Source organism: Deltaproteobacteria bacterium (assembly GCA_016709225.1).
Classification (GTDB): Bacteria; Myxococcota_A; Polyangia; order Nannocystales; family Nannocystaceae; genus Xiheibacterium; species Xiheibacterium phototrophicum.
In genome coordinates, this window is record JADJEE010000012.1 from 212,818 (window position 1) to 226,814 (window position 13,997).

Here is a 13,997-nt window from a genome sequence, read left to right on the forward strand (position 1 = left end):
TGTTAGTGCGCGCGCGGCTCGACGGCCAGGCTCTGCAGCGCGCGGCCGATCTCACCGTCGCGATCGGACAGCTCGCTCTGCCCGAGGCCGATGCCACCGGCATCCACGGTCGCACGCGCATCGAGGGCAAACCACTCGCCGCAGGGCGCGCGATCGAGATGAATCGTCATGTCCGGGTTGACGAAGCTCCACTCGCGCGGGTCGAGCACCGGGCACACGCCGTTGCCGGCGTCGGCGACCGCGACGAGGGCCGACAGCGGCGAGGTCGCTTGGTCGGCGACCAGCGGCGCCCGCAGTCGCATCCACGCGGCCGTCGGTCCCTTGCCCCATACACCCTTGGCGATGCGGACCTCGACGGCGGTCTGATACCCGACGCGCTCGCGGAAGAACGGGAACACGAACGGCTCGAGCCCGGCAGGTCCGCGGGGCGCGGGCCGCCGCGGGCAACGAGGCGACGGCAGCGCGACCGGGTTGCGACGGATCCGCAGCGCGTGCGCGCGCAGGACCTCGTTGCCGTCGTGCAGGAGGTGTGCATCGATGCGCTGCGCCGATCGACCCGCCCGCACCAGCTCGGTCGTCACGCGCAGGCTCGCGATCGGCACCGGACGCAGGAACTCGAACGTCAGCCGCGCCACCACGTGCTGCTGCGGCTCGGGCTCGAAGGCCTCGATGGCCGCGGTCAACAGCGCCGCCGGCGGCCCGCCGTGCTGCAATTGCGGATGCCAGGGGCCACGGGTGAGCTCGGTCGCGATGAACTGCTCACCGTCGCGGACGAAGAAGGACGCCGGCGTCGACACCGGTGCTGCCATACCACGGCCATCGCCCGACCACGAGGCGAGAGGCGCTATGCTCCGCCTCCGATGAAGCAAGTGATCATTCTCGGCTGCGGCATGGTCGGCAGCACCATGGCACTCGATCTCGCGGCCGATCCGGCGCTGCAGGTGACGGTCGCCGACGTGCGCCCGATGGCCCTCGCGGCACTGTCGGCCCGCGCGAAGGTGAAGACCATCCAGACCGACCTCTCCGACCCCGCGGCCATCATCGCGCTGGTGCGACCGTTCGATCTGGTGATCGGCGCGCTGTCGTCCTCGATGGGGCTCGCGACCCTGCGCGCGGTGATCGACGCCGGCAAGCCCTACGTGGACATCAGCTTCATGGCCGACGATGCGCTGACGCTGTCGCCGGCCGCCGCAGCTGCGGGTGTGGTCGCGGTGGTCGACTGTGGCATCGCCCCCGGCATGAGCAACATGATGGCCGGCTACGCGGCGTCGGTGCTGCAGCCGTGCACGCGCCTCGACATCATGGTCGGCGGCGTGCCCGAGCTGCGGCGGTGGCCGTTCGACTACAAGGTCGCGTTCGCACCCTCGGACGTCATCGAGGAGTACGTGCGACCGGCTCGCATGGTCGAGCACGGACAGATCGCCGTGCATCCGGCGCTGTCGGGCGTGGAGCTGGTCGACATCCCCGGCGTCGGCACGCTGGAGGCGTTCAACACCGACGGTCTGCGCTCGCTGGTGACGACGCTGGCGATCCCCGACATGAGCGAGAAGACCATGCGCTGGCCCGGACACGCGCAGCTGATGCGGGTGCTGCAGGCCAGCGGCTTCTTCTCGGACGAACCGATCGTGGTCGGCGGGAAGTCCGTGATCCCACGCGAGGTGACCTCCGCGCTGCTGTTCCCGCACTGGACCTACGCCCCCGGCGAGGTCGACCTCACCGTGCTGCGCGTGGTCGCGACCGGCACGAAGGAGGGCATGCGCGTGCGCATGATCTGGGAGCTCGTCGATCGGGCCGACACGACCTCGGGCTGCAGCAGCATGTCGCGCACCACCGGCCTGCCCGCGACGATCGTGGCGCGGCTGTTGCTGGCCGGTCGGTTCACGACCCCCGGCGTGCACGCGCCCGAGGTGCTCGGTGCGGTGCCGGGGCTGCTCGACGCGGTGCTCGCGGGGCTGGCCGAGCGCGGCATCCACTTCAGCTCGCGGCTCGAGCCGGCGTAGCGGCGCCCATGGAGGCCTGCACCGGTCAGCGACCGTTGAGCAGGCTCTGCCAGCGTTCGATCGGCATCGACGGGCTACCCCCACGCGCACGCGTCGATTTCCGGCCGTGACCGCGGAACCTCGGCGACCGCGGCGTCACCATGATGATCGACGGCGCGGTCGTGCGCCCGGACTTCGATCCGCTGCGGGGGGCCGCCGCGTAGCTGCGACTGCGTGACGCGAGCGACGCTCTGGGCCCTCACCTTGGTGGCGTGCAGCCACACGTCGCCGGCCAACACCACGGCGGCGACCTCGACCGGAAGCGAGACGAGCGCACCTGGTGCGACCGGCAGTGGTTCGGACGACGCGCGCGGGAGCTCGGGTGCGTACGACGGGGGCTCGAGTGGGATCGTTCCCGGCGCCGACGACGGGCTCGGTGCCGATTTCGTGGTGCGCGGCGGCACCGTGCTGGGGGCCGGCCGTGTCGACATGCGCGTGCGGGACGGTCGCATCGTCGAGCTCGGCGCGCTCATGCCCGACGATGACGAAGGCGTGCTCGATGCCAGCGATCGCTTCGTGGTGCCGTCGTTCATCGACAGCCACGTGCACCTGGCGTATGCCTTCGATGCGCCGACGCTCGCGCGCGGCGGTCTCGCGGGCGCGGTCGACCTCGCGGCGCCGATCGATTTCCTCGCGCAGTCGCATGCGCCGCTGCAGCTGCGCGCGACGGGTCCGATGATCACGGCGGTCGATGGCTACCCCACGCAGGGCTGGGGCGCCGGCGGGTTCGGACTCGAGGTCGCGGACGCAGACGCCGCCCGGGCCGCCGTCGATCGCCTGGCGGCCGCGGGCGTGGCCGCGATCAAGCTGCCCATCGGCGAGGCGCCGAGCCTCGACGACGCGGCCATCACCGCGGTGGTGGATCGTGCCCACGCGCTGGGCCTACCGGTGGTCGCCCACGCGCTGGCCGACGCCGACGCGGCGCGGGCCGCTGCGCTCGGCGTCGACATCCTCGCCCACACGCCGGTGGAGGCCCTCGCCGAGCGCACCGTGCAGGCGTGGGCGGGACGCACCGTGATCACGACCCTGGTCGCCTTCGGCGGACGGCGGTCGACCATCGACAACCTCCGGCGGCTGCGCGAGGCCGGCGTGAGCGTGCTCTACGGCACCGACCTCGGCAACACTGGTCCGCCGGCGATCGACGCCGACGAGCTCGATCTCATGATCGCCGCGGGTCTCGACGGCGCGGCGATCCTCGACGCCGGCGCGCGCACGCCGGCGGCGACGTGGCACTTCGACGGGCTCGGCAGCCTCACCGCTGGTGCGCGCGCGAGCTTCCTCGTGGTCGCACGGGATCCCGAGGTGGATCCGCGCGTGCTCGCCGAGCCCGATGTGGTCGTGCTCGACGGCGTGGTGCAGATGCCGCTGCCCACCGCCGGCGACGGCCTCGCGGGCTGAGCCTTCGGTCGCGATCACCTCGCGATCGGAGATACTCCTGTCCAGGATGCCCGCATCGCGCCGACCCGTGATCGCTTGGACCTGCCTCATCGCAGCCGCGTGCGCGGGCTCGCCGGCCGCGGTGGGTGACGCGGGCAGCACCGGAGGCAACGGCTCGACCACCGGTTCGAGCACGCACGATCCCAGCGACACCTCGGCGAGCACCGTCACCGGCGATCCCAGCAGCAGCTCCAGCGCCACCGCCGATGCCTCGAGCAGCGACGGCGGCAGCTCGGACACGGGCGTCGTCGACGACAGCTGCATGGTCTCGGGCCAGGCGGGCACCTGCGAGGACGTCATCGACTGCGCGTCGCTGTCGCTGCTGGCGATCTGCGACGGCGCGCCATCGAACCAGTGCTGCCTGCCCGACGCGATCGCGTGCTCGGTCGAGGGTGCACCGGGCCTGTGCCTGCCGACCGCATCGTGCCCCGACGGCCTCGCGCGCACGCCGGGCCTGTGCCCCGGCGATGCCGACGTGCAGTGTTGCACCGATCCCGCGCTCGCCTGCGATCCGGACGCGATGCCGCTGCCCAACGAGGGCCTCGCCGAGCAGAGCTACGACGCCGCGTGCCCCGACGGCATGATCACCGTGGTCGACGTCTGCGTCGATCGCTTCGAGGCCTCGCTCGTCGTGATCGACGACGGCGGCGCCCCGATCTCGTCGTGGTCGCCCTACGTGCACCCCAGCGGTGTGAACGTGCGCGCGGTGTCGCTGGCGGGTGCGGTGCCGCAGGGCTACATCGACGGCGACACCGCCGCGAGCGCGTGTGCGGCGGCGGGAAAGCGGTTGTGCACCGACGCAGAGTGGCTCCGCGCGTGTCGAGGCCCGCAGGACACCACCTATCCGTGGGGCGACGCGGCGATGCCCGGCGCGTGCAACGACGCGCGCGCCACCCATCCTGCGATCGAATACTTCGGTACCGCCGATGCGTGGATCTGGTCGGAGCTCGGCAACCCCTGCATCCTGCAGGTGCCAGACGGCCTGCAGACCACCGGCGCCCATCCCGGCTGCGTCACCGCCGAGGGTGCATTCGACATGGTCGGCAACCTCCACGAGTGGACCGCCGATCCAGCGGGCACCTTCCGCGGCGGCTTCTTCGTCGACACCGTGCTCAACGGGCCCGGGTGCAGCTACGCGACCGTCGCGCACGATCGCTCGCACTGGGACTACTCGACCGGCTTTCGTTGCTGCGCCGATCCGACGTAGCGAAGCGCCCCGTGCTCGCAACGGTGGCCACGCGTGCGAGCCGGCTCACGCAGCGCACACGGGCAATCGCGCGTCGCTCAGCCAGACGCGTGGAACCACCGGCGAGGAAGGGCGGTACGATGCCACCCGCGCATCGTCGCGAAAAGGAGAGCAGACCCATGGAAGAATTCGTGCAGCAGCTGGTGGCGAAGGTCGGACTCGACGAGGACAAGGCCCGCATGGTCGTCGACTTCGTGAAGGAGAACGCCCACAAGATCCCCGAGTGGATCGGTGGCAGCGAGATGCTCGAGAGCCTCAAGGACAAGCTCCCGGGCGGCCTCGGCAAGCTCTTCTGAGTCGTGGTGTCGCTTCGACGCGCGCCGGCCAACGCGCGTGCGTCGAGGTACTAGTACCTCGACACAGGGATTGTGATGGGTCAGAACGCCGTCATGGCCGCGACTCCGCAAGACGCCGTGCCGCCGGAATACCGGGCGTATTTCAAGGTGCGGCAACGCAGCGAGGCGCGGTCAGGGCGGTGTTATGGCCCGTCACTATCGCTGTGTCGAGGTACTAGGCTGTGTCCGGTTTCCCATCAAGCCCCGAAGATGCGTAGATAGCGGTGGATGAAGGCAAGCCGGACCATCCCGCCGAAGTTGATGGCGGTCTTCTCGAAGCGGGTCACCACGCGTCGCGACTCCTTGAGCCAGCCGATGAGGCACTCGACGATGCTGCGGCGCCTGTAGAGGCGCTTGTTGAAGGCGACCGGGCGCAGCGCTCGAGTCTCGTTGTGCTTCGTGGGGATCACCGGTGTGATCCCCAGGGCGAGAGATACCTATCGATCCACTCCGCGCGGTAGCCCTTGTCGCCTGCGAGTGCCAACGGCCACTCCATGACGACACCTCGATCATCATGCAGTGCTTCGTCAGCACCTTGAAGGACCGGCGCGAGCATCGGTCCGTCGTGGGCTTGTCCGGCGCTGAGCTCGAAGTGGAGTGGGTGGCCCTCAACGTCACAGGATTTGGATCTTCGTGCCCCAGCCCCGCGGGAGCGCCCAGAGCGTGATCCGCTGGCTCCTGCGGATCGGATCTTTTCCCCCGCCGCTGCTGCAGCGCGCAGCTCGAATCGATGTCCCGTCGATGCACCACAACTCGGAGGGTCCGCGTCGTGCGGACGGCGATGCTCCGCAATCGCCGAAGTACGCGGTCGAACGTCTCGTCCTTCGTCCACTTGTCGAAGAAGTCCCAGGCGGTCGACCATGGGCCAAGCACTCCGGTAGGTCTCGCCACGGAGCCCCAGTTCGCAACACCCAGAAGATCGCGTCGAGCATGAGACGACGATCCCGCGGCCGCCGACCGGTCTCGAAGTTGTTCGTCGGGAACAGGTCCCCGATCAGCTCCCACTGCGCGTCGGTAAGGCGGTGGCGAGGCATGCCCGTCGTGGTCATGCCCCCTGGATCACGGATCCCCGATCCGCCCAAGAATTTGACGGTTTCGGGGAAACCGGACACAGCCTAGTGCGGCTGTTCGCCCAGCAGCGTCGACGCCCGGCTCGCGAGCCACTGCGGATTGAGCACGCGGGAGGTCAGCGAGCGCGCCCGCTCCGAGCGCATCAGCTGCACGAACCCGTGGCCGGCCCAGAACTTCGGCAGCATCCGTGCGCGCAGCCGCGTGCGGTAGAGGCCGCGGCCGACCCGTGAGAGGCCACCCTCGCGCGTGAAGTGACCGCCGATGGCGTTGGCCGCCAGCACGCCGGACTCGAGCGCGAACGAGATGCCTTCGACGGTGCCGGGCGAGACCAGGCGCGCGGCCTCACCGATGAACATCAGCCGGCCCTCGGCGACCATGTCGCTGATCTTCGTGGTGACCACCGCGGGGTGGCCCATCCACTTGCCGACCTGCTCGGCGCCGCGCAGCGCATCCCCGAAGTGCTGCTGCAGCAGCTCCTCGAACAGCGCCTTCAAGGCCTTGGTCTCGGGCGAGCCCTCCGGGATCGTGAGGCCGATGTTGGTCACGCCACCCGGCTCGGGGAACGCCCAGATGTAGTAGCCGTCGAGGCGGCGATCCCAGATCATCGTGCCCTGATCCGCAGGATGGCGGCAGTCCTGCCACCAACCCATGATGGTGCGGATGCCGGTCGGCGGGGTCTCGTCGAGCGAGAATCGCGACGGCGAGCCGTTGGCGCAGATCACCAGGTCGGCCTCGATCTCGCGGTCCGAGGTCTTGACGCCGCGCACCTCACCGTCGGCGCCGCGGAGCAGATCGATGACCTTGGTCTCCTGCTCGAAGCGCGCGCCGGCCTCGGAGGCCGCCAGCGCGAGCTGGTTGTCGAACTCGATGCGCGGCACCACCCATGCGCCCTTCGAGCCGCTGAGAAACACGTCTTGTCCGCCGGGACCGCGCGCGAGCATCTTCGACATCGCGAGGGCCTTGGGCGCGAAGCGTTCGCGGATCTCGAGGTGATCGAGCACGGCGAGGCTGAGCGGCGAGAGTCCGCTGCCGCAGACCTTCACCCGGGGGTAACTCGACTTGTCGAGCAGGACCACCTCGGCGTCGCCACGGCGTGCAACGGCGAGTGCACAGGCGGAGCCCGCGGGACCGGCCCCGACGATCACGATCTTCGGCTTCGGCATGGACGCCCTGGGATAGTGCGGGCCCGCGACGCTTGCAACGGGGTGGCTTCGCACGGGCGCGTGACGGCCGTCACTCGCAGTTCTCGACGCGCCGGTAACTTCGAACACGCGTCGTTCGAACCCATGTCGGCGTGCCGGGGTTTCTCTCGGGTGCGTCGCTACGGCACCGGCCGCTCGAGCGCCATGATGGTCTTCCGGAAGCGCTCGTTGAGGCCGCCGATGAACTTTCGCTGCGCGTCGTCGTTGGCCTCGGGCGCCCGCATCAACGCCTGCACCAGATCGTTGCCGCGTCGGTACGACTCGACAAACTCCGGCTGCGCGATGCGTTCGCCCCGCGACTTCTTCTCCTCGAGGTCTTCGACGAAGTGCTCGAGCTCGTCGAGGGTCTTGTCGTAGTCGATCTCGGGGGCCACCGCGGGCCCACCACCGACGACCTGCGCCGGGGCAGGTCGCGGACCACCAGGGGTCTCCCGGTGTGCCGCCCGATCAAGTGGCTTCGCGCGCGCGCCCGCGGGCTCGCGCGGCGCCGGGTCGACTTGCGCCCTGGCCGTCGCATCGGCCTCACTGCCGGCGGTGCTCGGCGCTCGCGGCTCCCGACGCGACGCGACAACCACGGCATACGCCACCAGACCGAGTGCAGCCGCGACACCGAGGATGCGGACACGCTTCACGACGCCGCCACTGTATCATCGCGTCCGGACGCACACGACATGGGCGATGAACGGACCGTATTCGGCAAGATCCTCGACGGGGATCTGCCCTGCCACAAACTCTACGAGGACGACCACGTGCTCGCGATGCTCGACATCTTCCCGCTGTCGACCGGGCACGCGTTGGTGATCCCAAAGGAACGCCGGGCGTTCCTGCACGAGCTCTCCGACGAGAGCGCGGCCGCCATCGGGCGCGTGCTGCCGCGACTGGCCCGCGCGGTGATGCACGCGACCGGGGTCACCGACTACAACATCCTGCAGAACAACGGCGCCAAGGCCCACCAAGCGGTGTTCCACGTGCACTTCCACATCATCCCGAAGGACGGCGATCGTGGGCTCGGGCTGTCGTGGCACCCCAGCCAGCTGCCCGCGGCGCAGGCCACCGAGCTGGCCGCCCGCATCGTCGACGCACTCGACGACTGACGCGCGCGAGGCCCCGAGCCCCCGTGCCACGCCCGCGCCTGATACCATGCGGGATCGGGGGTTTGTCGGATGCGAAGCGGCACAGCGGCGCTCATGGTGGCCATCGCGTCGGTCGCGTGTGCGGCGGGCGAGTCGACCGAGTCGGGCGCTGCGCCGACGGCCGGCGTCATCAGCGTCGGTGGCGACACCGGCAGCAGCTTCGTCGATCCCTCGATCAGCTCCACGAACGGTGGCAGCGATCACGGACCGCCGCCCGACACGACCGAGACCGGCGACACCTGCCCGGTCGGCGCCGAGGGCTGTGACTGCACGCCGGGCGGCGCGTGCGACGAGCCGCTCGCATGCCTGGCGGGCACCTGCACCACCGTGCCCGCAGAATGCGGCAACGCTCAGGTCGAGACCGGCGAGGCCTGCGACGACGGCCCCGCCAACGCCGACACCGCGGCGTGCAAGTCCGACTGCACCGCGCAGGTGTGCGGCGACGGGTTCATCGGTCCCGGCGAAGGCTGCGACGACGGCAATGCCGACGACACCGACGCCTGCACCAACGCGTGCGCCCTGGCCTCGTGCGGCGACGGCATGGTCCAGATGGGCGAGGGCTGCGACGACGGCAACGCCGACGACACCGACGCTTGCCTCGGCACCTGTGTCGCGGCGAGCTGCGGCGACGGCATCGTCCACGTCGGCGTCGAGCAGTGCGACGACGGCAACGCCGACGACACCGACGCCTGCCTCGGCACCTGTGTCGCGGCGAGCTGCGGCGACGGCATCGTCCACGCCGGCGTCGAGCAGTGTGACGACGGCAACCTCGCCAACGATGACTCCTGCAGCAGCGCATGCAGCTGTCCGCAGCTCGCCTTCGCAGGCGCCGGCGACATCGCGGGTTGGAGCACCTCGGGCGGCTGGGGCCTGTACAACGCGACGCCGATCAGCTCGAACGCCGCGGTGACCTTCACCACCCAGGGCCAGGTGTTCGGCACCGACGGCAACCGCGTGCCGCCATACCCGGGCGCCGAGCTCGAGGCTTCGAGCGCGACCACGACCAGCTTCGTGCTCCCGAGCCAGCTCGAGTTCCGCTCGTGGCACGTCGACGAGGGCGGCCCGACCTACGACAGCAAGCGCATCTCGGTGTCGATCGACGGCGGGGCCTCGTGGACGATCTTCGTCGACTGCAGCGACGGCGCCCTCGACGATCAACCGTTTTGCGTCTACCAACCGGGACCGCGGGCCGAGGGTGCATTCGACGACGTCGTGATTTCGTTGGGAACGTTTGCCGGACAGTCGGGCCAGCTCCGCTTCGAGTACGCCAGCGGCGACACCTGCTGCACGTTCGAGCAAGGCTGGTACATCGACGATGCGAACTTCGTGACGTGCGGGTAGCACGATCGAAACCAAGGCCGCCGTAGTGTTCGTGGCGTCGCGTACGTCGAGAAGGCCCGACGAGGTTCGCAACGGCGCAGCGCGCCCTACGCAGGCGCATCGTCCACGCTGGGGCGTTCGAACGCGCGCGGGTGGGCGAGTTGCCCATCGGCGGACGTGCAGCGGCGGCGTTGGCCACGGGCGCGCGCGCCGACCACGACGCGGGAACCCGCAGGGCGAGAAGCACAACGCGGTGCGCGTTGCACAATCATCTCGACCACGCGCGACGCGAGGCACCACCGTGCTACGCCGACTCCATGCTGGAAGCCCTCGACCGGGAAGCTGCGGGACCGTTCGAGCCCGCCGCCGACATGTTCGTTCGCTGCGGTGACGGCGGGCCCGCGCCGCGTGCCCCTGCCCCGCCGCGACGCCCGCTCGACTGGCCCGGGCCCGGACCGATCGACCTGGCGGTCCACGACCTGCCGCACGCCTCCTCGACCACCGAGTGGTGGTACCTGAAGGCCCACGTGCAGACCGTCGACGGCCGCGCGTTCTCGCTGTTCGCGGCGTTCTTCCGGGTGCTCACTGGCCGCGACGAGGCCACCGGCGAGCTCGAGTACGCCCACTCGATCACGTGGGCGATCTCCGACGCGGGCCGCCGGCGCTACGTGACGCAGTCGCTGGTCGATCGCGCGGCACCGCGGCTCGGCATCGAGAAGATCGACCGCGGCGAGGGTACCCGTGACACCCGCATCCGTCGCGCGATGCGAGAGGTCTGTGCCCGCGGCAAGGTGCCCTACCCCGATCGCATGTTCGAGCGCACGCCGCACGTCGGTCGCCGTCGTCTCGAGCTCGAGTTCGATCGCGCGCGACTGCACAAGTCCGACGACGGTCGCTACCACCTCGAGCTGCACCACGACGAGCAGCGCATCGGCGCCAAGCTGAGCTTCACCCTCGAGAAGGCGCCGGTGCGCCACGGCGACGACGGCGTCGTCAAGGGCACCCAGGGCGAGGACATGTTCTACTACTTCGTGCCGCGCTGCCGCGTGGAGGGCGAGCTGCTCGACGCCGGCGTGGCGGTGCCGATCTCGTGCGGCAGCGGCTGGTACGATCACGAGTTCGGCCGCCACCCCGAGGGCGAGGCCGCGACCCAGGGCAAGCGCGACGACGTCGCGTGGAACTGGTGCGGTCTGCAGCTCGACGACGGCAGCGAGATCTCGGCCTACCGCATCGTCGACCTCGGCACCCACGAGGTCTTGGGTGAGCGCGTACTGGTGGTCGATGCCGACGGCACGCGCCACGACCTCCGCGGCAGCTTCGAGGGCACCAACCTGTGGCGTAGCACCCGCTCGTTCAACGAGTACCCCACGCGTTGGGCGTTGCAGGTGCCCGAGGCCGGGCTCTCGCTCGCGCTCGAGGCCGCGTTCGACGATCAAGAGTTCGTCACGGTGGTGTCGAAGCCGGCGTTCTGGGAGGGCCGCGTCGCGGTGCACGGCACCCGCGGTGGCCGCGAGGTCCGCGGCCTGGGCTACGTCGAGCGCAGCGGCTTCGCCAGCATCGACGATCTCGAGGGCTTCTTCGCCGCGGTCGGCAAGGAGGTCCGACGCTCGGTCGCGGAGCTGTACCCGCGCAGCCCCAGCTTCGAGCAGGCTCGCGACCTCATCGCGAGCGAGTCACGCCCCGGCTGGATGGACGGCGTCGACGTCGAGCGGTTCGCCCGCACGATGATCCACCCGGTGCGTGACATCACCGATCGCGGCGGCAAGTCGTGGCGCTCGTACGCGGCGCTGGCGTGCTGCGACATCGTCGGCGGCGACTCGCGCAAGTTCGTGAAGTGGCTGGCGATGCCGGAGTTCATGCACGTGGGCTCGCTGATCGTCGACGACGTACAGGACCGCAGCGACGTGCGCCGCGGCGGACCCACCGTGCACCGCGTGTACGGTGATGCCCATGCCATCAACAGCGGCACCGCGGCCTACTTCATGGGCCAGAAGCTGCTGAACTCCGACGAGGTCTCCCACGCCGATCGGCTGCGCCTGTACGACCTCTACTTCGAGGCGCTGCGGGCCGGTCACGCCGGGCAGGCGCTCGACATCGAGGGCTTCGACGACGTGGTCGACGACGCGGTGGCGCGCGGCGACGGGCCTGCGCTCGAGCATCGCATCCTGGCGATCCATCGCCTCAAGACCGCGGCGCCCGCGGCTGGGCTCGCGCGCATGGGCGCAGTGGCGGGCGGCGGCAGCGAGGCGCAGATCGAGGCGGTCGGCGACTTCTTCGAGGGCCTGGGGCTGGCGTTCCAGATCATCGACGACGTGCTCAACCTGCGGGGCTTCGGCCGCGGGCTCAAGGCCACCGGCGAAGACATCATGTGCGGCAAGGTCACGCTGCCGGTCGCCAAGGCATTCGGTGCGCTGCCGCTGGCGCGGCGGCAGTGGCTGTGGCAGACGCTGCGCAGCAAGCCGCAGGACCCCGCGGTCGTGGCCGAGTGCATCGCGGCGATCGAGGCGTGTGGCGCCCTCGATGCCTGCGTCGCGCAGGCGAACGCGCTGGTCGAAGCCGCGTGGCAGCGCTTCGATCCGCTGGTGGAGGACTCGTTTCCCAAGCTCGTGCTGCGGGCGTTCGGTTGGTATGTACTCGAGCGCCACTACTGATCCCTGCCACCATGGTCGACACCTGGGCGGTTTCGCCGGCGCGGGCATCGGCGTCGGCGAGATCGCGTGCAGCGAGCCCTCGCGCCACGACGTCGCCGCGCTGGCGGTCGCGCCGCGCTGGCCGCCCGAGCGCACGCTCGCATTGCCCGGCCGTTGCCGCGGCAGCGTCATGGCGCGCTGGGCCGACAGCTGCCGACGGCACTTCGGCGATGCCGCAGTGCTACGCCTGCGCAGCGGCCTGCCGGCGTGGGCCCACGACCTCCCCGACGATCCGCCCGAAGAGGCCTGGTTCCCGGTCGGGCTGCAGCTGCGGCTGACCGAGCTGGTGATCGACGACCTGCTCGGCGGCGACGCGCCGCGACTGGAGGCGCTGCTGCGCGCCGACATCCGCCGCGCGCTGCCGCGGGCGACCGCGATGTTCCTGCGTGCGGTCGGGCCGGCCGCCGTGCTGGGGCGCGCGAAGCAGGTCCATCCCCACCTCTACGACGTCGGTACCGCCACCGTCGAGCTCGGGCGCGGCCACGCCATCGTCGCGTGCGACGGCGCGATGATGTTCGGCCACCCGACCTGGCTGCTGCTGCAGCTCTTCGCCCACCGCGGGTTCATCGCGCTGACGGGGCGCGACGTGGCAGAAGCGATCGCGATCGCGACGCGCGAGGACGCCGCGCGCATCGAGCTCGCGTGGACGTGACGAGGCGAAATCGCGCCATCGTCATTGCTTGCGACGTCGCAGGCCGCCGGCGGTGAGCTCCGCTGCGGCGACGCGTCCGCGGCGGTACGCCGCAGCGTCGACGCGCAGCGGGGCGCCCCGGCCGAGGCCGAGATTGGCGGCGACGAAGGCGTCGAGCGCTGCACGCTCGGCGGCGCGCTGCGGTTCGATCACGGCCAGCGCCTCGGCGCTGGTCGATGCCGTCTGCGCGCGCTCGAGCTCGCCGAGGCTCGTCGCAACCGCCTCGACGACGCCGACGCGGAAGCCCTCGTGCCAGCGCCGCGCTCGAGCTGCGCCGTGGGTGGCCGAGAGCCACTCGATGCGACGCACGAGCCACTGCCACAGCTCGAGCACGAGCTCACGGTCACGTCCGCGGCCGACCAGCACGATCGCCTCACCGTCCGGGGTCGTGCGCCGGTAGGCAACACAGCCGTTGGCCGTCGCGAGCACGCTGGCGAGTGCGAGCTTCCACTTGCGCACGCGACGGCCGTGCTCGAGCGGCGCGTCGCGGGCGTCGACGATGGGATCGGGATCGTCGCGGACGTCACGCTCGGCCGACAGCCACGCCTCGAGGCGGTGGCGATCGACCAGTGCCTGCGCTCGCGCGGCCGCGAGCGCGGCCTCGTGGGGATTGGGCGAGGTCGCCAGCGCCAGCAGCTTGCGCACCTTCGCCAACGCCGGCGGGATCGAGGCGTCGCCCGGCGGATCGTCGGCGGGAACCATCGTCGATTGCGAGGGTACGCGATGGCGGCGGTCGACGGCGCCGCCATCCCGCCCCCGTCGCTAGTACCTCGACACAGCGATAGTGATGGGTCAGAACGCCGTCATGGCCGCGACTCCGCAAGGCGCCGTGC

13 protein-coding genes and 1 pseudogene are annotated in these 13,997 nt (G+C 70.8%); 8 read left to right on the plus strand and 6 right to left on the minus strand.

The window, feature by feature from the left end:
• Positions 1–2: 2 nt before the first annotated feature.
• Positions 3–797, minus strand: a complete 795-nt coding sequence (locus tag IPH07_25810) for a thioesterase family protein (protein ID MBK6920839.1) — start codon at positions 795–797, stop codon at positions 3–5.
• A gap of 63 nt (positions 798–860) precedes the next feature.
• Between IPH07_25810 and IPH07_25815 the strand changes: the two genes are divergently transcribed.
• The 4 genes from IPH07_25815 to IPH07_25830 all read left to right on the plus strand — a co-directional run bounded on the left by IPH07_25815 (position 861) and on the right by IPH07_25830 (position 5,018).
• Positions 861–2,000 (plus strand): saccharopine dehydrogenase NADP-binding domain-containing protein, encoded by a 1,140-nt coding sequence (locus tag IPH07_25815; GenBank protein ID MBK6920840.1) that lies wholly within the window; start codon positions 861–863, stop codon positions 1,998–2,000.
• Between the two features lie 213 nt (positions 2,001–2,213).
• On the plus strand, positions 2,214–3,437 hold the full coding sequence (locus IPH07_25820; protein ID MBK6920841.1) for an amidohydrolase family protein: 1,224 nt from the start codon (positions 2,214–2,216) through the stop codon (positions 3,435–3,437).
• 46 nt (positions 3,438–3,483) lie between these two features.
• Positions 3,484–4,683 (plus strand): SUMF1/EgtB/PvdO family nonheme iron enzyme, encoded by a 1,200-nt coding sequence (locus tag IPH07_25825; GenBank protein ID MBK6920842.1) that lies wholly within the window; start codon positions 3,484–3,486, stop codon positions 4,681–4,683.
• A 158-nt stretch (positions 4,684–4,841) separates the two neighbouring features.
• The gene (locus IPH07_25830; GenBank protein MBK6920843.1) at positions 4,842–5,018 is read left to right on the plus strand and encodes a hypothetical protein; all 177 of its coding nucleotides are present in this window, start codon (positions 4,842–4,844) and stop codon (positions 5,016–5,018) included.
• Positions 5,019–5,254: 236 nt separating this feature from the next.
• Here the strand turns inward: IPH07_25830 and IPH07_25835 are convergent, their stop codons facing one another.
• The 4 genes from IPH07_25835 to IPH07_25850 all read right to left on the minus strand — a co-directional run bounded on the left by IPH07_25835 (position 5,255) and on the right by IPH07_25850 (position 7,704).
• Positions 5,255–5,467 carry a transposase gene (locus tag IPH07_25835; GenBank protein MBK6920844.1) on the minus strand — a complete coding sequence of 71 codons (213 nt, stop codon included), beginning with the start codon at positions 5,465–5,467 and terminating at the stop codon, positions 5,255–5,257.
• A gap of 204 nt (positions 5,468–5,671) precedes the next feature.
• Entirely contained in the window at positions 5,672–6,106 is a 435-nt protein-coding gene (locus IPH07_25840; GenBank protein ID MBK6920845.1) for a transposase, read from the minus strand.
• A gap of 66 nt (positions 6,107–6,172) precedes the next feature.
• Positions 6,173–7,291 carry an NAD(P)/FAD-dependent oxidoreductase gene (locus IPH07_25845; protein MBK6920846.1) on the minus strand — a complete coding sequence of 373 codons (1,119 nt, stop codon included), beginning with the start codon at positions 7,289–7,291 and terminating at the stop codon, positions 6,173–6,175.
• A 158-nt stretch (positions 7,292–7,449) separates the two neighbouring features.
• Positions 7,450–7,704, minus strand: a complete 255-nt coding sequence (locus tag IPH07_25850) for a hypothetical protein (protein MBK6920847.1) — start codon at positions 7,702–7,704, stop codon at positions 7,450–7,452.
• 297 nt (positions 7,705–8,001) lie between these two features.
• Between IPH07_25850 and IPH07_25855 the strand changes: the two genes are divergently transcribed.
• The 4 genes from IPH07_25855 (at position 8,002) to IPH07_25870 (ending at position 13,125) form a co-directional block, all read left to right on the plus strand.
• Positions 8,002–8,424 (plus strand): HIT family protein, encoded by a 423-nt coding sequence (locus IPH07_25855; protein MBK6920848.1) that lies wholly within the window; start codon positions 8,002–8,004, stop codon positions 8,422–8,424.
• A 69-nt stretch (positions 8,425–8,493) separates the two neighbouring features.
• Positions 8,494–9,804: a DUF4215 domain-containing protein gene (locus tag IPH07_25860; protein MBK6920849.1), complete on the plus strand. Its 1,311-nt coding sequence runs from the start codon at positions 8,494–8,496 to the stop codon at positions 9,802–9,804.
• Positions 9,805–10,100: 296 nt separating this feature from the next.
• A complete protein-coding gene (locus tag IPH07_25865; protein ID MBK6920850.1) occupies positions 10,101–12,434 on the plus strand; it encodes a polyprenyl synthetase family protein in 2,334 nt (777 codons plus the stop codon).
• Positions 12,412–13,125: a hypothetical protein gene (locus tag IPH07_25870; protein MBK6920851.1), complete on the plus strand. Its 714-nt coding sequence runs from the start codon at positions 12,412–12,414 to the stop codon at positions 13,123–13,125. Before IPH07_25865 ends, IPH07_25870 begins: the two co-directional genes overlap by 23 nt.
• Before the next feature lie 585 nt (positions 13,126–13,710).
• On the opposite strand, the pseudogene IPH07_25875 reads toward IPH07_25870, so the two are convergent.
• A pseudogene (locus IPH07_25875) lies at positions 13,711–13,866 on the minus strand (DUF2786 domain-containing protein).
• Between the last annotated feature and the right edge of the window lie 131 nt (positions 13,867–13,997).